The sequence below is a fragment of the Pseudomonas alkylphenolica genome (assembly GCF_004025535.1).
Classification (GTDB): Bacteria; Pseudomonadota; Gammaproteobacteria; order Pseudomonadales; family Pseudomonadaceae; genus Aquipseudomonas; species Aquipseudomonas alkylphenolica_A.
The window spans coordinates 155,494-173,934 of record NZ_QJRG01000044.1 but is presented as its reverse complement, the minus strand read 5'-3'; the positions used below and the strand labels follow the sequence as shown (position 1 = coordinate 173,934).

Below are 18,441 nucleotides of genomic sequence, written 5' to 3'. Positions count from 1 at the left end.
TAAATTTCATTAATCGGCCTGACGACGCAGGAAAGCTGGGATGTCCAGATAATCCAGATCGTCTTGCGGATTAAGTTTGGCTGCGGCGGCTGCACCGGCGTGAGCCTGGTTACGCATCACGGTAGGACGCTCCAGATCACGGTAGTTCACCGACGATTGCTCCTGACGAACCGGGGCAGGCGCAGGGGTCTGCATGGCAGCGGTCTGCATGGTGTTGTCGATGATCTTCACCGGTTTCTCGATCTTCGCACCCAGACCGGTGGCGACGACAGTCACGTGCAGCTCGTCGCGCATGTCCGGATCGATAACGGTACCGACCTTGACCATGGCGTGATCGGAAGCGAAGGCCTCGATGATGCTACCCACGTCCGAGTACTCGCCCAGCGACAGGTCCGGACCGGCGGTGATGTTGACCAGGATACCGCGGGCACCCTGCAGGTTGACGTCTTCGAGCAGCGGGTTACGGATGGCCGCTTCAGTCGCTTCACGCGCACGGTTAGGGCCGCTGGCGCAGCCAGTACCCATCATGGCCATGCCCATTTCGCTCATCACGGTACGCACGTCGGCAAAGTCGACGTTGATCATGCCCGGGCGCTTGATGATGTCGGAGATACCGCGAACGGCACCGGCCAGTACGTCGTCGGCCTTGGCGAAGGCGGACAGCAGGCTCGCATCCTTGCCCAGGATGGTCAGCAGCTTCTCGTTCGGGATGGTGATCAGCGAGTCGACGCTGTCTGCCAGTGCACGGATGCCTTCATCGGCGATCTGCATGCGCTTGCGGCCTTCGAACGGGAACGGACGGGTCACCACCGCAACGGTGAGGATGCCCAGCTCCTTGGCGACTTCGGCGATGATCGGTGCAGCACCGGTACCGGTACCACCACCCATGCCGGTGGTGATGAACACCATGTTGGTGCCCTGCAGTACCTCGGCAATGCGCTCACGGTCTTCCAGCGCGGCCTGACGGCCGACTTCCGGATTGGCACCGGCGCCCAGGCCCTTGGTCACACCGGTACCCAGTTGCAGAATGGTACGTGCACCGATGTTTTTCAGCGCTTGAGCATCCGTGTTGGCGCAGATGAACTCAACGCCTTCGATGTTGCTCTTGACCATGTGATTGACGGCGTTGCCACCGCCGCCACCGACGCCGATCACTTTGATGACCGGGCTTTGCGGGACGTTGTCTACGAGCTCGAACATTTTCCCTCTCCTTACAGTTCTCTAGTTTTTTGCGCCTACTACTACTGCTTTGAAACTTTAAAAGTTGCCCTGGACCCAGCGTTTGAAACGCTCGAACGCTGGAGCCTTCGGTTCATCGCCATAGCTGTTGCTGCTGTTACCGGTCAGGGACACGCCGTCGGACTGCTTCTGCAAGCCGTAGGTCAGCAGGCCCACACCGGTGGAATAAATCGGGTTGCGCACGACGTCACTCAGACCCCGAACGCTATGCGGCACGCCCAGGCGCACCGGCATGTGGAAAATCTCTTCGGCGAGCTCGACCGCACCTTCCATCTTCGCGGTACCGCCGGTGAGGACGATGCCTGCCGGCACCAGGTCCTCGTAACCGCTGCGACGCAGCTCGGCCTGGATCAGGGTGAACAGCTCGTCGTAACGCGGCTCGACCACCTCGGCCAATGCCTGGCGCGACAGTTCGCGCGGTGGACGGTCGCCGACGCTTGGCACTTTGATGGTTTCGCCGGCACCGGCCAGCTTGGCCAGGGCGCAGGCGTAACGGATCTTGATCTCTTCGGCGTACTGGGTCGGCGTGCGCAGGGCCATGGCGATATCGTTGGTCACCTGGTCGCCGGCAATCGGGATCACCGCGGTGTGACGGATCGCGCCTTCAGTGAAGATGGCGATATCGGTGGTGCCGCCACCGATGTCCACCAGGCACACGCCCAGCTCTTTCTCGTCGTCGGTCAGCACCGAGTAGGCCGAGGCCAGTTGCTCGAGGATGATGTCGTCGATTTCCAGACCGCAGCGGCGCACGCACTTTTCAATGTTCTGTGCGGCGTTAACGGCGCAGGTGACCACGTGAACCTTGGCCTCCAGACGCACGCCGGACATGCCCAGCGGCTCGCGCACGCCTTCCTGGTTATCGATCACGTAGTCCTGAGGCAGGGTATGCAGGACCCGCTGATCGGCCGGAATGGCAACAGCCTGGGCGGCGTCGAGCACGCGCTCAAGGTCGGCCGAGCTGACTTCACGGTCGCGAATTGCAACGATGCCGTGCGAGTTCAGGCTGCGGATGTGATTGCCGGCCACACCGACAAACGCCGAGTGGATACGGCAGCCGGCCATCAGCTGGGCTTCTTCCACCGCCCGCTGGATCGACTGCACGGTCGACTCGATATTGACCACGACGCCCTTCTTCAACCCGCGCGAAGGGTGCGTGCCAATACCGACGATTTCCAGGGTACCGTCTGCCGCGACTTCGCCTACCAGCGCCACCACCTTGGAGGTACCGATATCCAGCCCGACGATCATTTTGCCGCTATGCGCATTTGCCATGGTCCTGCCTCTCTCTAATTCTTCGCAACGGCGGGTTGGGCCGTCGTCGGTGCAATCGGTTCCCGCCAGCCAACAGCCAGGCCGTTGGCGTAACGCAGATCGATGCGGGCGATGTTCGTGATCTGTTCTTTGAGTGTCTTGTCGTAAATGGCAATGAAACGGCGCATTTTTTCCACCAGATGGTCGCGCCCAAGCAGCAGTTCGATACCCGCCCCCGCACTCCCGGCGCCGGTGGTCAGGAACCAGCTGCCGCGTTCGCGCAATTCCAGCCGGGCAATCGAAAAGCCCATCGGCCGCAACATCTGGCTCAGTACCTGATATTGCTGCATCACTTGTTGCTGCGCCCGCTGCGGCCCGAACAGCTGCGGCAGGTGCTCGTAGTTAGCCAGTTCGCGTGGCGTGAAGGCCTGGCCCTGGTTATTGAGCAAGGCTTCTTCTCCCCAACGCGCCACCGGCAATTGTTCTTCCAGGCGGATCACCACCTCGTCCGGCCACACCCGACGCACTTCGGCATGGGCGATCCAGGGCATCTTTTCCAGTTCCGCGCGCATGCTGGCGAGGTCAACGGTGAAGAAGCTGGCGGCTACGTACGGGGCGATCCGCTGCTGCACGGCTTGCTGGCTGATGTAGCTGAGGTCGCCCTGCACCGCGATCTTGGTGATCGGGCGGTCGGCATACGGCATCAGCCGCTGCGCGCCCTCGTACGCACCAAACGCTGCGGCGACCAGCAACACCGGCCAGAGCAGGCGTTTGAAGATGCTGAAGTTAGCCTTGGGCAGGCGCGCCGACAGTGGCTCCTTGGCCACCATCCGGCTGGCACCACGCGGCACCGGCTTGCTACGGCCGGTGGCGGGTTGCTGATGACGTAACATCGCGCCTTGCATGGGCTTAACCTCGCGCCTCGACGCTGGCCGCCAGGATCGCCAGCACCAACTGCTGGAAGTCCAGACCGGCCGCGCGTGCCGCCATAGGGACCAGGCTATGATCCGTCATGCCTGGTGCGGTGTTGACTTCGAGCAGCCAGAAACGGCCCTGCTCGTCCTGCATGACGTCCAGACGACCCCAGCCAGCGATGCCAATGGCGTCGCAGGCACGGGCGGTCAGGTCGATCAGTTCCTGTTCTTTCTCCGGGCTCAAGCCACACGGAATCCGGTACTGGGTATCGGAGGCCAGGTACTTGGCGTCGTAGTCGTAGAACGAATGGGGGGTGCCCAGCGCAATCGGTGGCAATACCTGGCCACGCAGGGTCGCGATAGTGAACTCCGGACCTTGAATCCATTGTTCGACCAACACTTGCGAATCGTAGGTGGCGGCGTCTTTCCAGGCAGCGATCAATGCGTCAACGCTGCTCACTTTCGCCATACCGATACTGGAACCTTCATGGGCCGGTTTGACGATCAAAGGGAAGCCCAGTTCCGTGCCCGCAGAAATACAGTCAGCTTCGCTGCTCAGCACGGCATGACGCGGGGTCGGAATACCCAGGCTCTGCCACACTTGCTTGGTGCGCAGCTTGTCCATCGCCAGGGCCGAAGCCAGGATGCCGCTACCGGTGTAAGGGATGCCCAGGCACTCGAGCAGGCCCTGCATGCTGCCGTCTTCACCGCCACGGCCGTGGAGGATGATGAAGGCACGATCAATTTTTTCGCTCTGCAGGCGCGCCAGCAGGTCGTCGCCGACATCGATGCCGACAACGTCGACACCAGCACTGGTCAGCGCGTCGATTACTGCCGCGCCAGATTTCAACGACACGGCACGTTCAGCACTCTTGCCACCGTAAAGCACGGCAACGCGGCCGAAGGCTTTCGGGTCGAGGGTCGAGTGCAACGAGGCAAATGCGTTAACAGTCATTTCGACTTCTCCTGACTGGCAACGGCACCAGCGAACAACGGACTCTTCAACAGTTGTGGGGCCAGGCCACCAATGTCACCGGCGCCCTGACAGAGCAGGATGTCGCCGGCACGCAGCAATGGCTTGACCAGCGGCGCCAGCTCAACGCCACGCTCGATGTAGATCGGATCGAGCTGGCCGCGCTGACGAATGCTGTGGCACAGCTGACGGCTGTCGGCGCCGGGAATCGGCTCTTCGCCGGCCGGGTAGACCTCCATCAACAGCAGCACGTTGGCGTCAGCCAGGACCTGGACGAAGTCGTCGTACAGGTCACGGGTACGGCTATACCGGTGCGGCTGATACACCATCACCAGGCGGCGCTCAGGCCAGCCCCCGCGCACGGCCTTGATCACAGCAGCCACTTCGGTCGGATGGTGACCGTAGTCGTCGACCAGCATCACGCTGCCACCGTCGACCGGCAGCTCGCCATAGACCTGGAAGCGGCGACCGACGCCCTGGAACCCGGACAGGCCCTGCACGATGGCTTCATCGCTGATGCCCTCGTCGGTGGCAATGGCGATGGTCGCCAAGGCATTCAGGACGTTGTGGTTACCCGGCATGTTGACCGACACATCGAGCGGCTCGCGGTCACGGCGCAGCACGGTGAAGTGGGTCTGCATGCCCGACTGGCGAACGTTGATCGCACGCACGTCGGCTTCTTCGCTGAAACCGTAGGTGACGGCAGGACGCTTGACCAACGGCAGGATCTCACGCACCACCGGGTCGTCCAGGCACATCACCGCCAAGCCGTAGAACGGCAGGTTGTGGAGGAACTCGACGAAGGTCTTCTTCAGTTTGTTGAAGTCACCTTCGTAGGTCGCCATGTGGTCGGCGTCGATGTTGGTGACCACGGCCACCAGCGGCTGCAGGTGCAGGAAACTGGCGTCGCTCTCATCGGCTTCGGCGATCAGGTAGCGGCTGGTGCCAAGCTGGGCATTGGTACCCGCTGCATTCAGACGGCCACCGATAACGAAGGTCGGATCCAGGCCGCCAGCGGCGAACACCGAGGCCAGCAGGCTGGTCGTGGTGGTCTTGCCGTGGGTACCGGCGACGGCAATGCCATGGCGGTAGCGCATCAGTTCGGCGAGCATTTCCGCACGCGGCACCACCGGAATGCGTCGCTCAAGGGCGGTGGCAACTTCCGGGTTGGCAGGGTTGATGGCACTGGACACCACCAGCACGTCGGCGCTGGCAGCGTTCTCGGCGCGGTGACCGATGAAGATTTCAGCACCGAACGAGGTCAGACGCTCGGTGACCGGCGAGGTCTTGAGGTCGGAACCCGAGACCTGGTAACCCAGGTTCAGCAGTACTTCGGCAATACCGCACATGCCCACGCCGCCGATACCGACGAAGTGGATACGGCGGATACGGCGCATTTCCGGTTGCGGGATGGCTTTCTGATTTTCAACCATGCGCCACCTCCAGGCAGATATCGACCACGGTGCTTGTGGCAGCGGGTTTGGCCAGGCGCCGGGCAGTGGCGGCCATGGTGTTGAGTTTTTCCGGTTGCATCAGCACCTCGTTCAGGCGTTCAGCGAGCTGCGCTGCGCCAGTTGTCGCTTGTGGCATCAGGAAGGCAGCGCCTTCGCGGGCCAGATAATGGGCGTTGTGGGTCTGGTGATCGTCGATGGCGTGGGGCAATGGCACCAGCATCGATGGCAGGCCGGCCGCAGCCAGCTCACTGACAGTGAGTGCGCCGGCGCGGCAGACCACCAGATCGGCCCAGGCATAGGCCTTGGCCATGTCTTTGATAAAGGGCTCTACCTGAGCCTCGACTCCGGCCTCGCGATAACGCTCGGCGGTAATCTGGTCATGCTTTTTACCTGCCTGGTGGAACACCTCGGGACGCACGTCCGCAGGCACCTGGGCCAGGGCTTGGGGCAGTAATTTGTTCAACGGTTCGGCGCCCAGGCTTCCGCCCAGCACCAGCAAGCGCGGCCGTCGTGCGCCCAGTGGCTCACGCGGCGTCTGGATGAACAACTCGCTACGCACCGGGTTGCCGGTGGTGCGCAGCTTTTCCGACACACTGAACGTGCCAGGGAAAGCTTCGCAGACTCGGCCAGCCAACGGCACCAGCAGCCGATTGGCGGTACCGGCACGGGCATTCTGTTCGTGAACCACGACGGGCACGCCGCACAATCTGGCAGCCACACCGCCTGGCCCGGTCACATAACCACCAAAGCCGACCACACAGACCGGCTTGAGCTGACGAATGATGCGCCGCGCCTGGAACACCGCCTTGACCAACGTAAACGGCGCCTTGAGCAGCGAAAGCTTGCCTTTGCCGCGCAGGCCGCTGACCTGGATCAGGTGCAACGGCAAGCCCGCTTGCGGTACCAGTTCATTCTCGATACCACGCGGGGTGCCCAACCAGTGCACGCTGTAGCCACGCGCCTGGAACTCCCGGGCACAGGCCAGTGCCGGGAACACATGGCCCCCGGTGCCGCCTGCCATGATCAGTACGTTCTTGCCGTCAGCGGCCATGATTCGGCTCCTCGGCAAAATCGCTTTCATCGAATTCATGTTCTTCGCTGCCCAGGTGGGTACGACTCTCCCACTCGATCCGCAGCAACAACCCGACACAGGCGCAGCAGATCACCAGCGAGCTACCACCGTAGCTGAGGAACGGCAGAGTCAGGCCCTTGGTTGGCAGCAGGCCGACGTTCACACCGATGTTGATCAGGAACTGACCAATCCACAGGAAAGCCAGGCCGAAGGCCATGTAGGCCGCAAAGAACTGCTTGGCTTTCTCGGCCCACAGACCGATGTACAGCGCGCGCACGGTGACGAACACGAACAGCGCCACGGTAACCAGCGAGCCGACCACACCCAGCTCTTCGGCCAGTACCGAAAACACGAAGTCGGTATGCGCTTCCGGCAGGTAGAACTGCTTTTGCACGCTGTTACCCAGGCCGACGCCGAGCCACTCGCCGCGGCCGAAGGCGATCAGTGCCTGGGTCAGCTGATAACCGGAACCGAACTGGTCGGACCAAGGGTCGGTAAAGGTGATCAGACGCGCCATCCGGTAGGGCTGGGCCTGTACCAGCACGAACACCGCTCCTACCGCCAGCACCACCATCAAGCTGAAGCGGAACAGCCCCACCCCGCCGAGGAACAGCATGGCCGCAGCCGCGCCCATCATTACTACCGTGGCACCGAAGTCCGGTTCCATCAGCAGCAGACCCGCCATCGGCAGCAGCACAATGAACGGCTTGAAGAAGCCCATCCAGCTTTCACGCACTTCGGTCTGCCGACGAACCAGGTAGCCCGCCAGGTAGATGACGACGAAAACCTTGGCGATTTCCGAGGGCTGCACGTTGAAGAAGCTGAAACCGATCCAGCGCATCGAGCCGTTTACTTCCCGGCCAATGCCTGGCACCAGTACCAATACCAGTAAGCCGAAGGCACCGACGAGCATGGTGAAGCCCATCTTCTGCCAGGTCGCGATCGGCACCATCATGGTGACGATGCAGGCGAAAATGCCGATGGCCACGTACACCAGGTGGCGGAACATGTGGTACAGCGGGTTACCCGACTGCGCGGCGGCCACTTCCGAGGACGCCGACGTGATCATTACCAGGCCAAGGCCAAGCAACGCCAGGCAGCCGGCGAGCATCGCAAAGTCGAGATCGATACCACGACCGCTGATCAGCGGCGACGGAAAGGGCTTGATGATGCCGAAGATCATGCCAGCCCTCCTACGGCCTGGGCGAACAGACGCCCACGCTCTTCAAAGTTCTTGAACATGTCGAGGCTGGCGCACGCCGGCGACAGCAGCACCGCATCGCCTGGTTGCGCCTGCTCGGCACATTGCGCGACAGCCTCGTCGAGGGTCTTGACCCGGATCAGCGGCACACGGTCGCCCAGTGCTTCAGCCAGGCGTTCGGCATCACGGCCGAGCAGCACCACCGCACGGCAATGGGCCGCTACCGGCTCACGCAACGCGCTGAAGTCGGCCCCTTTGCCATCGCCTCCGGCGATCAGCACCAGCTTGCCGTCGATGTCGGCGCCCAGGCCTTCAATCGCCGCCAGGGCTGCGCCGACATTGGTCGCCTTGGAATCGTCGTACCAGTTCACGCCGTTGCGCTCGCGCACCCATTGGCAACGGTGCGCCAGGCCCGCGAAGGTACGCAGGCTGGAAAGCATGGCGTCCATCGGCAAACCGACGGCATGGCCCAGCGCCAATGCCGCCAGGGCGTTGGACTGGTTGTGCGAACCGCGAATCTTCAACTCACGCACCGGCATCAGGTTCTGGAACTCGAACGCCAGGTATTTTTCGCCGTTCTCTTCACGCAGACCAAAGGCCTTGAAGTCAGGCGCATTCAAACCAAAGGTCCAGACCGGCTGGCCTTCAGCCAGGAGCGGTCGGCTCAGGGCATCCTGGCGGTTGACCACCACTTGCCGAGCACCGCGGAAGATCCGGTGCTTGGCCAGGTGATAGGCCGGCAGGCCGCTGTAACGGTCCATATGGTCTTCGCTGACGTTGAGCACGGTGGCCACTTCAGCATTGAGCTGGTCGGTGGTTTCCAGCTGGAAGCTGGACAGCTCCATCACGTACAGCTCGACATCGTCACTGAGCAGATCCAGCGCCGGCGTGCCAAGGTTGCCGCCCACTGCCACACGTTTGCCTGCCGCCGCGGCCATCTCGCCGACCAGGGTGGTCACGGTGCTTTTCGCATTGGAGCCGCTGATCGCAATGATCGGCGCCTTGGCATTGCGCGCAAACAGTTCGATATCACCGGACAGCTTCACGCCGCGGGCTGCCGCCTGCTGCAAAGCCGGCGTCGCCAGGGCCAGGCCAGGGCTGACATAGAGTTCGTCGGCACGGCACAGAAATTCAACGTCGAGGTCACCACAACGCACTTCTACCTGCGGGTAATCGCGGCGCAGGGTTTCCAGTTCCGGGGGGTTCTCACGGGTGTCGGCGACCGCAAAGGCAACGCCCCGGTTCGCCAGAAAGCGAACCAGGGACATGCCGCTCTTGCCGAGGCCGACAACGATGCGGAAGTGGTCAGAAGCGATCAGTGACACGCGTTTCTACCTCAGTTTCAGGGTGGCAAGACCGATCAGCACCAGAATCACGGTGATAATCCAGAAACGGACAATCACCCGCGGCTCGGGCCAACCCTTGAGTTCAAAGTGGTGATGAATCGGCGCCATGCGGAACACGCGCTTGCCGGTCAACTTGAAGGAAGCGACCTGGATCACCACCGACAAGGTCTCCATGACGAACACGCCGCCCATGATGAACAGGACGATTTCCTGGCGAACGATGACCGCGATGGTGCCCAGTGCAGCGCCCAGCGCCAGGGCACCGACATCACCCATGAAGACCTGGGCCGGATAAGTGTTGAACCACAGGAAGCCCAGGCCGGCACCGATCAGCGCGCCGCAGAATACGATCAGCTCACCGGCACCCGGTACGTATGGAATCAGCAGGTATTCGGCAAACTTCACGTTGCCCGACAGGTAGCAGAAGATGCCCAGGGCACCGCCGACCATTACGGTAGGCATGATGGCCAGGCCATCGAGGCCGTCGGTCAGGTTGACGGCGTTGCTCGAGCCTACGATCACAAAATACGTCAGCACGACAAAACCGATACCCAGCGGGATGGTGACATCCTTGAGCATCGGTATCAGCAAGGTGGTTTCGACGCTGCTCGGTGCGGTCATGTAGAGGAAGATTGCCGCGCCCAGGCCGAACACCGACTGCCAGAAATACTTCCAGCGACTTGGCAGGCCACGGGAGTTTTTCTCGATCACCTTGCGGTAGTCGTCCACCCAGCCGATGGCACCGAACAGCAAGGTAACGATCAGCACGACCCACACGTAACGGTTGGCCAGGTCGGCCCAGAGCAAAGTGCTGACACCGATTGCCGAAAGAATCAGGGCACCACCCATGGTCGGGGTCCCGGACTTGGACAGGTGCGATTGCGGGCCGTCGTTACGAACCGCTTGACCGATCTGGCGGATCTGCAGGGTACGAATCATCCATGGCCCCAACCACAGGGCCAGCGACAACGCGGTCAGTACACCGAGAATCCCGCGCAGGGACAGGTACTGGAAGACCGCGAAGCCTTTGTAGAACTGTTGCAGATACTCAGCCAACAGCAGCAGCATTAATGTTTCTCCCCGCTGGAACCGCACAAGGCCGCCACGACGTTTTCCATCGCAGCGCTGCGCGAACCCTTGATCAAAATAGTGGTATTGGTGGCCTGCTCGCCGCGAACCGCGTCGATCAGATCAGCTTGAGTAGCGAAATGACGGGCATTGGCGCCAAACGCTGCCACGGCGTGAGCCATGTTCGGGCCCACCGCATACAGCGCCGAAACCTTGTCTTTGGCGTAATCGCCTACCTGCCGATGACCTTCCTCAGCCCACTGGCCCAATTCGCCGATGTCCCCGAGCACCAGAACGGTGCGCCCGGAAAAGCCGGCGAGTATATCAACGGCAGCGCACATGGAGGTGGGGTTTGCGTTGTAGGTGTCATCGATTACCCGCACACCGTTGGCGGCCATCTGCACCACAGTGCGGCCCTTGACCGGCTGCACATTATTCAAGCCCTCGGCGATGCCGTTCAGCGGCAGACCAAAGGCATGAGCCGCAGCAGCCGCGGCGAGGGCGTTGGCAACGTTGTGCGTACCCAGCAGGTTGAGCTGAACCCGCGCTACACCCTGCGGGGCGCGCAGGTCGAAGGCCGGGCAACCGCGCTCATCATGGGCAATGTTGCCGGCGTGGAAGTCCGCGTCGGCATTGTTCAGGGCGAAGGTCAGCACCTGGCGCTTGCCAGCGCGCTGTTTCCAGATGCCGAACGCCTTGTCATCAAGATTCAATACAGCGACGCCATCCTGATTCAACCCCTCGAGGATTTCGCCCTTGGCTTCGACAATCTTCTCCGGCCCGCCGAATTCGCCGACATGCGCCGTACCGGCGTTATTGATCAACGCCACGTGAGGCTTGGTCAAACCTACGGTGTAGGCAATCTCGCCAATGCGCGAAGCGCCCAGCTCGATGACCGCCGCAGTATGTTCCGGAGCAATCTCAAGCAGGGTCAGCGGCGCGCCCAAGTCGTTGTTCAGGTTGCCACGGGTGGCCAGGACCGGGCCTTGCCTACGCAAAATGCTGGCGAGCATTTCCTTGACCGTGGTTTTGCCACTGGAGCCGGTGATGGCTGCAACCGGCTTGTTGAACGCTGCACGGTTGAGGGCGCCGAGCTGCCCCAGGGCCACACGGCTATCGGCAACTACAAGCTGTGGCAGATCGGTACCCGGCACTTCACGCTCGACCAACGCGGCAACTGCACCCTTGGCCTGAACCTCGTTCAGGTAGTCATGGCCGTCGAAACGCGGCCCGGCCAGCGCCACGAACAGCTGCCCGGCAACGATTGCGCGACTGTCGATGCTGACACCGGTAAAGATCGCATCGGCACCTGACAGCTGCGCTTGCAGTGGCGCGGCCAACTGGGAAAGGGTCATCGGCTTAAGCATGGGGAGCCTCCCAGACTGCGAGGGCTTTTTCAGCCTCGACCAAATCGGAAAAATCGTGACGCTGGCCGTTGATTTCCTGGTAGTCCTCGTGGCCCTTGCCGGCCAGGACGATGACATCGTCACCGCCAGCGCTGGCAATCAGCTGGGCAATCGCAGGACCACGACCGGCCACGAACTCAACCGCATCGGCCCGGGCGAAACCCGGGCGAATGTCTGCAAAAATCTGCTGCGGGTCTTCGCTGCGTGGGTTGTCGTCAGTCACCACGACCCGGTCAGCCAGGCGCTCGGCCACTTCGGCCATCAACGGGCGCTTGCCGCGATCACGATCGCCGCCGCAACCGAACAGGCACACCAGTTGCCCCTTGGCGTGCGGACGCAGGGCTTGCAGCACCTGCTCCAGCGCATCAGGGGTATGGGCGTAATCGACCACCACCAACGGTTTGCTGCCGCCACCCAGACGCTGCATACGGCCGATCGGCCCTTCCAGCTTGGGGGTAACCTGCAGAATTTCATCCAGCGCGTAGTCGAGCGCCAGCAAGGTACCGACTGCCGCCAGCATGTTGCTCAGGTTGAAGCGGCCCAGCAGGCGACTGCGCAGCGTGCGCTCGCCCTGGGCGGTAACGATCACGGCGCGCACGCCGTCATCGTCGAAGTGTGCTTCGCGGCAATACAGCGACGCAGAACTGTCCTTGAGGCTGTAGCTGATCAGGCGCGACTCGGCATGCTCGGCGGCCAACCGACGGCCGAAGTCGTCATCCAGATTGACCACCCGGCAACGCAGGTTCGGCCAGGCGAACAAGCGCGCCTTGGCGTCTTCGTAGGCCTGCATGCTGCCGTGGTAATCGAGGTGATCACGGGACAGGTTGGTCATCACCGCGATATCGAATTCCAGGGCGGCAACCCGCCCCTGATCCAGGGCATGGGAGGAAACCTCCATCGCCACGGCCTTGGCGCCGCCTTTCTTCAGGTCATTGAGGGTGGCCTGCACCGCGATCGGGTCCGGCGTGGTCAGGCGACCGCTTTGCAGCTCCCCATAGAACCCGGTACCCAGGGTGCCGATCAGGCCACAGCGCTGACCGAGCTTGTCCAGGGCCTGAGCCACCAGCTGCGTCACACTGGTCTTGCCGTTGGTACCGGTGACACCCACGAGGTCCAACTGACGGCTCGGCTCACCATAGAAGCGCCCGGCAATATCCGACAGCTGGGCGATCAGCCCCCGCACCGGAATCAGCGGTACTTCGGTAATTGGCAGCACGGTGGCGCCTGCAGCCTCATAGGCCACGGCAGCAGCGCCACGCCTGAGCGCATCGGCAATATGATCACGGCCGTCGACCTTCGCCCCGGGCACCGCCAGGAACAGGTCACCGGGACGGATGTTACGGCTGTCGAGCGTCAGCTCGCGAATCAACGGATCACGGCTGGCCTGGGCGAACAGTTTGCTCAGTGGCATCGTCATCAACCGCGCCCTCCTTTGGCGGGCGCAGCATTGACCTGCTGCTGTGGAGTCGCCGGCGGCAGGTTATCCGGCGGAATGTTCATCAGGCGTAACGTGCCCGACATGACTTTGCTGAATACCGGTGCCGAGACCAGGCCACCGAAGTAGCCGCCTTTGCTCGGTTCGTCGATGACCACCACCACCGCATAGCGCGGATCGCTCATCGGGCCGAAGCCGGCGAACAGCGAGCGGTAGGAATTCTCGGTGTAGCCTTTGGAACCAATCGTGGCTTTACGCGCCGTACCACTCTTGCCACCCACGTGATAGAACGGCACCTGGGCACGGAACACACCGCGCGGCGCTTCAATTACCTGCTGCACCATGCCCTGGATGGTCTTGGCGACTTCCACCGGAACCACCTGGGTGGATTCCGGCGCCTTGTCGACCTTGAGAATGCTCAACGGCACCATCTTGCCGTCGTTGGCCAGCGCGGCGTAGGCATGCACCAACTGCAAGGCGGTTACCGACAAGCCGTAGCCATACGACAGGGTGGCGGTTTCGGCCTTGCGCCACTCACGGTGGTTCGGCAGGTTACCGACGCGCTCACCCGGGAAGCCCAGGCCGGTGTACTGACCCAGACCGAGCTGGGACATCACGCGATAGATCGACTCACCCCCGATATCGAAGGCAATCTTGCTCATGCCGACGTTACTGGAGTTGATGAGGATGCCGGTCAGGTCAAGGATCGGGCCTTCGCTCTTGGACACGTCACGAATGGTGTAGCGCCCAAGCTGCAGGGTGCCCGGGTAGACTTCGACCTTGTCGGTCGGCTTCCAGCGCCCGCTCTGCAGCGCAGCACTCATGGACAGCGGCTTGACCGTGGAACCGGGCTCGAACACGTCGATGATCGCGCGGTTACGCATGGCCGCCGGGAACATGCTGCGGCGGTTGTTCGGGTTATAGGTGGGCTGGTTGACCATGGCCAGCACTTCACCGGTCTTCACGTCGAGAATCACCAGGCTGCCGGCCTTGGCTTCCTGCTCGGCAATGGCGTTACGCAGTTCACGGGTCGCCAGGTATTGCAGACGCAGGTCGATGGACAACGCCAAGGTCTTACCGGCCTTGGCGTTTTTGGTTACCTGGATGTCTTTGATCAGCCGCCCGCGCCGATCCTTGATCACCTGTCGCTTGCCGGGCACCCCGGCAAGCCATTCGTCATACGCCAGCTCTACACCTTCGCGACCATGGTCATCGAGGTCGGTAAAACCGACCATGTGTGCGGCGACATCACCTGCCGGGTAGAAACGACGAAATTCCTCGATGCCATAGACACCAGGAACCTTAAGATCGAGCACCACCTGTCCCTGTTCCGGGGTCAGGCCGCGAACCAGGTAGATGAACTCCTTGCTGGCCTGCTGCTCGAGACGCTGGGTCAGCTGTTGCGGATTCTGCTTGAGAGCGGCAGCCAGTGCCGGCCAGCGATCCTTGTAGGCCTGCATTTCCTTGGGGTTGGCCCACAGGGTGGTGACCGGGGTACTGACCGCCAGCGGTTCACCGTTACGGTCGGTGATCAGGCCACGGTGCGCAGGAATCGGGATATGACGCAGGCTGCGGGCATCGCCCTGGCCCTTGAGGAAGTCACGGTCTACCACTTGCAGGTCGATAATGCGCCAGGCAATGGCACCCACCATCACCGCCAGCAAGGCAATGACCACGCGGAACCGCCAGGGGTAGAGTGCGCCTTCAAGTTTCATCATGGCGCCACCATCCGTACTTCGTCGGCGGCAGGGATACGCATCTGCAATTGTTCGCTGGCCAGGTTTTCGATACGGCTGTGCGCAGTCCAGGTGCTCTGCTCAAGAATCAGCCGGCCCCACTCGGCCTGCGCCTTGTCACGTTCGCTGAGTTCGCCATAGAGCGTGTTGAGCAACTGACGGTTCCAGTGCGCGCTGTACGACACCGCCACCGAAGAAACGAGCACGGCAACAAACAGCAGAAGCATCAGGAAGCTTCCGCCTGGCAAAGGCTTGGCGAACAGGCGGCTCACCGCAGCTTCTCGGCAACGCGCATAACCGCGCTGCGTGAACGTGGGTTGGCCTTGAGTTCGGCTTCGGAGGCGAATTGCGCCTTGCCGATCAGCTTGATCTTCGGCTCGAAATGCTTGTGCTGCACCGGCAGGTTGCGCGGCAGGTTGTCGCCCTCGCCCTTGACCAGCTTGCGCATGAACAGCTTGACGATGCGGTCTTCCAGGGAGTGGAAGCTGATCACCACCAGACGCCCACCGACCTCCAGTGCGTCAAGGGCCGCCTCGAGGCCGACCTCCAGATCGCCCAGTTCGTTGTTAACGTGAATACGCAGGCCCTGGAACGCGCGAGTCGCGGGGTTCTTGCCCTTTTCCCAGGCCGGATTGGCAACCTTGAGTACTTCGGCCAGATCGGCGGTGCGTTCGAACGGCTGGGTTTCGCGGCGCGCAACCACAGCGTTGGCCATGCGCTTGGCAAAACGCTCTTCACCATACTCCTTGAATACGCGTGCGATTTCTTCGGCAGACGCCGTGGCAATAAACTGCGCAGCGCTGACGCCACGGCTCGGGTCCATGCGCATGTCCAGCGGACCATCGTTCATGAAGCTGAAGCCGCGCTCAGGATCGTCCAGCTGTGGCGAAGAAACGCCCAGATCGAGGAGGATGCCGTTGACTTTGCCATTGATGCCGCGTTCAAGCGCTTCGGCACCCAGTTCGGCAAAACTGCGCTGCACAATGACAAAGCGGCCGTCTTCGGCCGCCAGCGCTTGCCCGGTAGCAATCGCTTGAGGATCTTTGTCAAAGCCCAGCAGCCGCCCTTGCGGCCCGAGCTTGCTGAGGATCAAGCGGCTGTGCCCGCCGCGTCCGAAGGTGCCATCCAGATAGCGACCATCGGCGCGTACGGCGAGAGCCTCGACGGCTTCGTCAAGCAGTACGGTGATGTGGTTAAAGCCGCTATCTATAGTCACAGGATCAAATCACGCAGTTCATCAGGCATGGCGCCCGGTTGTTGAATAGCTGCAAGGTCGGCTGCCGAAACTGCGTTCCAGGCATCCTCGTCCCACAGCTGAAATTTGTTCAGTTGCCCCACCAGCATCGCCTTCTTGTCGAGCTTGGCGTATTCGCGCAAACGCGGAGGCACCAGGAAACGTCCACTGCCATCAAGCTCCAGATCCACCGCATTGCCGATCAGCAAACGCTGAAGGCGACGGTTCTCCTCACGCAATGACGGCAACGCGCGTAACTTGGCTTCAATCAGTTCCCACTCGTCGAGCGGGTACACACACAAGCAAGGGTCGACAGCGTCGATGGTCACGATCAACTGCCCGGAACTACGCGATTCGAGCTCGTCACGGTACCGGCTCGGCATTGCGAGACGGCCCTTTGCGTCGAGGTTGATGGCGTTTGCTCCGCGGAACACGGCTGCGATTCCCCACTTGTTAGCTTTTTTGTGATCAGAAAACCCACTTCATGCCACTTTCTGCCACTGGCGCACACTATAGGAATCCGCCCACCACACCGTCAAGGCGCGCTTATAAGGAAATCCCTTACAGATCGGAGATTTAGCGTATGGAGGGAAGATATTCGGAGAATTCGAAGAGGCTTTTGACGGAAAAAACCAAACTCATTCAGACAAATAGAGTCCGAAGTTAAAGTAATTTATTAAGAGTAAGATTTTTTTGGTATTACCGGGACACATCTGCTATCGAATCAAGCAGGGGAGGAAGAGGTGGAGAGTCGATCTGTAAGCCGGGTTCTGTCGAGGACAGTCATTCCTCTACGACGGCCATCACTGGACGCCTTTAGCAACCTACCCGGTTCCAACGCGGGCCGCGCCATATGGAACCCTATTTGGTCTTGCTCCGAGTGGGGTTTACCTAGCCACGAACTGTTGCCAGTCGTGCGGTGCGCTCTTACCGCACCTTTTCACCCTTACCGGCACCGAAGTGCTTAGGCGGTTATTTTCTGTGGCACTTTCCGTAGGCTCACGCCCCCCAGGTGTTACCTGGCACTCTGCCCTATGGAGCCCGGACTTTCCTCCCCCCTCTTTTGCGGAACAAAAGAAGGCAGCGACTGTCCGATCGACTCTCCGCCGCAAAGGTTAACGGCAGAGACGCCCAAGAACAAGCAATAAAACAGATTGTAGCAACGCGTTAGCCGTTGTCTTTCTGTTTTTCCAGCGCTGCCTGGTACAGCACATTCTTGCGCACACCGGTAATTTCTGCGGCCAGGGCCGCGGCCCGCTTGAGCGGCATCTCCGCCAGCAGCAGGTCGAGCACCCGCATTGCCTCACTGCTGACGGCCTGATCATCCTCAGGTGCGGTCCAGCCTGCCACCAGCACAACACACTCGCCGCGCTGCTGATTGCTGTCTGCCTCGACAAACGCGCGCAGCTCACCGAGCGGCAGGCCCTTGAGGGTTTCGAAGGTTTTGGTCAGTTCGCGCGCCAGCAAGGCAGGACGCTCCGCGCCAAACACCGCTTCCATGTCCTGCAGGCATTCAAGGATACGGTGCGGCGCTTCGTAGAAGATCAAGGTCCGTGGCTCTTCCTTGACCTGACTCAGGCGCGCACGCCGCCCAACTGCCTTGGCCGGCAGAAATCCCTCGAAAATAAAGCGGTCCGACGGCAGGCCCGCCGCCGACAGTGCGGCAATCAGCGCACACGCACCCGGCACCGGCACCACTTTGACACCGGCCGCACGTGCCTGGCGCACCAGGTGGTAGCCAGGATCGGAAATCAGCGGCGTACCGGCATCGGAAATCAGCGCCACATTGTCACCCGCCAGCAGGCGCGTCAAAAAGCGGCTGCCTTCATCGCGCTCGTTGTGTTCGTGGCAGGCCGCCAACGGTGTGTTGATTCCAAAATGCTGCAACAAACGAATGGAATGGCGCGTGTCTTCAGCGGCGATCAACGCCACGTCGCCAAGCACCTTAAGGGCCCGTGCACTCATGTCGTCGAGGTTGCCAATGGGCGTGGCCACCACGTAGAGCGTGCCGATCGTGGAATGGGAAGCCCCTGGAACATCTGTCACAGCACACACCTTTGAAAGTGAACAAAGCGCCATTGTAGCCCGACTGACGGCAACAATGCGTAACGC

General features: G+C 61.6%; 16 protein-coding genes and 1 other RNA gene. All 17 read right to left on the bottom strand.

Annotated features, from left to right (window positions below; all coding sequences use genetic code 11):
* Positions 1 to 9: 9 nt before the first annotated feature.
* Entirely contained in the window at positions 10 to 1,200 is a 1,191-nt protein-coding gene (gene ftsZ / locus DM813_RS13575; protein WP_128323908.1) for a cell division protein FtsZ, read from the bottom strand.
* A gap of 57 nt (positions 1,201 to 1,257) precedes the next feature.
* Positions 1,258 to 2,511: a cell division protein FtsA gene (gene ftsA, locus DM813_RS13570; protein WP_128323907.1), complete on the bottom strand. Its 1,254-nt coding sequence runs from the start codon at positions 2,509 to 2,511 to the stop codon at positions 1,258 to 1,260.
* A 14-nt stretch (positions 2,512 to 2,525) separates the two neighbouring features.
* Positions 2,526 to 3,395, bottom strand: a complete 870-nt coding sequence (locus DM813_RS13565; RefSeq protein ID WP_128323906.1) for a cell division protein FtsQ/DivIB — start codon at positions 3,393 to 3,395, stop codon at positions 2,526 to 2,528.
* Positions 3,396 to 3,399: 4 nt separating this feature from the next.
* A complete protein-coding gene (locus DM813_RS13560; RefSeq protein ID WP_128323905.1) occupies positions 3,400 to 4,359 on the bottom strand; it encodes a D-alanine--D-alanine ligase in 960 nt (319 codons plus the stop codon).
* On the bottom strand, positions 4,356 to 5,810 hold the full coding sequence (murC, locus tag DM813_RS13555) for a UDP-N-acetylmuramate--L-alanine ligase (RefSeq protein ID WP_128323904.1): 1,455 nt from the start codon (positions 5,808 to 5,810) through the stop codon (positions 4,356 to 4,358). Before murC ends, DM813_RS13560 begins: the two co-directional genes overlap by 4 nt.
* Positions 5,803 to 6,882 carry an undecaprenyldiphospho-muramoylpentapeptide beta-N-acetylglucosaminyltransferase gene (gene murG / locus DM813_RS13550; RefSeq protein ID WP_128323903.1) on the bottom strand — a complete coding sequence of 360 codons (1,080 nt, stop codon included), beginning with the start codon at positions 6,880 to 6,882 and terminating at the stop codon, positions 5,803 to 5,805. The genes murC and murG overlap by 8 nt, the downstream gene beginning before the upstream one ends.
* Positions 6,872 to 8,086, bottom strand: coding sequence for a putative lipid II flippase FtsW (gene ftsW, locus DM813_RS13545; RefSeq protein ID WP_128323902.1), 1,215 nt, complete (start codon positions 8,084 to 8,086; stop codon positions 6,872 to 6,874). Before ftsW ends, murG begins: the two co-directional genes overlap by 11 nt.
* Positions 8,083 to 9,429, bottom strand: a complete 1,347-nt coding sequence (gene murD, locus DM813_RS13540; RefSeq protein WP_128323901.1) for a UDP-N-acetylmuramoyl-L-alanine--D-glutamate ligase — start codon at positions 9,427 to 9,429, stop codon at positions 8,083 to 8,085. The genes ftsW and murD overlap by 4 nt, the downstream gene beginning before the upstream one ends.
* A gap of 6 nt (positions 9,430 to 9,435) precedes the next feature.
* Entirely contained in the window at positions 9,436 to 10,518 is a 1,083-nt protein-coding gene (gene mraY, locus DM813_RS13535) for a phospho-N-acetylmuramoyl-pentapeptide-transferase (protein WP_128323900.1), read from the bottom strand.
* Complete coding sequence (locus DM813_RS13530) at positions 10,518 to 11,885, bottom strand: UDP-N-acetylmuramoyl-tripeptide--D-alanyl-D-alanine ligase (protein WP_128323899.1); 1,368 nt, start codon at positions 11,883 to 11,885, stop codon at positions 10,518 to 10,520. Before DM813_RS13530 ends, mraY begins: the two co-directional genes overlap by 1 nt.
* The gene (locus DM813_RS13525; RefSeq protein WP_128323898.1) at positions 11,878 to 13,341 is read right to left on the bottom strand and encodes a UDP-N-acetylmuramoyl-L-alanyl-D-glutamate--2,6-diaminopimelate ligase; all 1,464 of its coding nucleotides are present in this window, start codon (positions 13,339 to 13,341) and stop codon (positions 11,878 to 11,880) included. Before DM813_RS13525 ends, DM813_RS13530 begins: the two co-directional genes overlap by 8 nt.
* The gene (locus DM813_RS13520; RefSeq protein WP_164897253.1) at positions 13,341 to 15,074 is read right to left on the bottom strand and encodes a peptidoglycan D,D-transpeptidase FtsI family protein; all 1,734 of its coding nucleotides are present in this window, start codon (positions 15,072 to 15,074) and stop codon (positions 13,341 to 13,343) included. The genes DM813_RS13525 and DM813_RS13520 overlap by 1 nt, the downstream gene beginning before the upstream one ends.
* Positions 15,074 to 15,367, bottom strand: a complete 294-nt coding sequence (gene ftsL, locus DM813_RS13515; RefSeq protein WP_128323896.1) for a cell division protein FtsL — start codon at positions 15,365 to 15,367, stop codon at positions 15,074 to 15,076. The genes DM813_RS13520 and ftsL overlap by 1 nt, the downstream gene beginning before the upstream one ends.
* Complete coding sequence (gene rsmH, locus DM813_RS13510; protein WP_164897247.1) at positions 15,364 to 16,311, bottom strand: 16S rRNA (cytosine(1402)-N(4))-methyltransferase RsmH; 948 nt, start codon at positions 16,309 to 16,311, stop codon at positions 15,364 to 15,366. The genes ftsL and rsmH overlap by 4 nt, the downstream gene beginning before the upstream one ends.
* Positions 16,308 to 16,763 carry a division/cell wall cluster transcriptional repressor MraZ gene (gene mraZ / locus DM813_RS13505; RefSeq protein ID WP_128323895.1) on the bottom strand — a complete coding sequence of 152 codons (456 nt, stop codon included), beginning with the start codon at positions 16,761 to 16,763 and terminating at the stop codon, positions 16,308 to 16,310. Before mraZ ends, rsmH begins: the two co-directional genes overlap by 4 nt.
* Positions 16,764 to 17,072: 309 nt before the next feature.
* An RNA gene (gene rnpB, locus DM813_RS13500) (RNase P RNA component class A) lies at positions 17,073 to 17,432 on the bottom strand.
* Between the two features lie 64 nt (positions 17,433 to 17,496).
* Positions 17,497 to 18,375: a 16S rRNA (cytidine(1402)-2'-O)-methyltransferase gene (gene rsmI / locus DM813_RS13495; RefSeq protein WP_128323894.1), complete on the bottom strand. Its 879-nt coding sequence runs from the start codon at positions 18,373 to 18,375 to the stop codon at positions 17,497 to 17,499.
* Between the last annotated feature and the right edge of the window lie 66 nt (positions 18,376 to 18,441).